The sequence below is a fragment of the Ferroplasma sp. Type II genome (assembly GCF_000496155.1).
On sequence record NZ_KI542683.1, the window covers coordinates 41,225 to 42,431 of the forward strand.

1 protein-coding gene is annotated in these 1,207 nt (G+C 37.4%); it reads right to left on the bottom strand.

Going from position 1 to position 1,207, the window contains the following annotated elements; all coding sequences use genetic code 11:
• A partial coding sequence (gene ychF / locus AMDU4_RS14110) for a YchF-related putative GTPase (RefSeq protein ID WP_290703810.1) occupies positions 1 to 1,161 on the bottom strand: 1,161 nt, incomplete at its 3' end.
• Positions 1,162 to 1,207 lie beyond the last annotated feature (46 nt).

Genomic DNA, 1,207 nt, shown 5'->3' on the forward strand with positions numbered 1-1,207 from the left:
TGAAATTATNTTAATAACGTCATTATTTAATAATTTATAATCTTTTCCAATTATTCTCTTGGTTCTCCCGTTAACGGCACGTATAAAGTTCTTCCCTATGTCCGTATGTATTTTGTATGCCAGGTCCAGTGCAGTATCACCATCTTTCATGAGATATGCATCCGGTAGTACATTTCCATTTTTGTCTTCCCACCTGGTTTCGTCAAGAACAGGATATACAACAATGTATCCCAGGGATTTTATAATAGCAGTAAGTACGTCATAAAAACGCATTATACTCCCACTTTTATATTTTAACATTATTTCGTTGAGTACAGTTTTTTGTGCTTCACCAGATTTGGCTGTAAATGTAAAATCATTTCCATCTGAGCTTATGTACCCATTATTGAATGCCTTTTCTATTAAAAGTTCATACTGTGCTGAAATCAGATAGCTTGTTTCCTTAGCCGAAAATTCTTTTAACGCCTCTTCTGTCAGCAGATCAGATTTATTTCCTATGTTAAATACAGGTTTGGCATATTTTAATATTGCTTCTGAAAACCTGTTTATATCGTCATTGCCCCAGTGTATAAGTTTGTCTGGAAATTTCTCCCTAGTCATTATAAAAATGACATCCTTTTCATTAAGTCCGAACGTTGCGGCCTTCTGTAGCATCTTGACTTCAAGGCGTTCTGGGCTATTGTCTTCCTTTCTGGAAAATTTCTGCCAGTCCTTGGATATTTTTCCGTTCATCCAGTTTACTATCTCTCTGTATACAAATTTCACATCTTCCCCAGGATCATGTTTATTCTCCGATGGATTGCCTTCCAGATCGGTCATGCCGGAAGCATCAAAAAGATTGATTATTATGTCAGCATCCCGCACGTTGTCGAGAAACTCATTGCCCATACCCTTTCCCTCGCTTGCGCCTTCTATCAATCCCGGGACATCAATTATTTCTACGGGAATATATCTTATACCTTCAACGCATCTTCCTTCCCGGGGATTGCATTTAGCAGTTATTTCATTTTCCGGGCATTTGTCCTTTATAAATGAGATGCCCACATTAGGTTTGATTGTGGTGAAAGGATAATTTGCTATATCAACATCTATTGATGTTATGGCTGAGAATAAAGTAGATTTGCCAGCATTTGGCTTTCCTATCAATACTATTTTCAACATCAGGATTCAACTTCACGCATGTCATATCCCTTTGGGCAGTTTATCT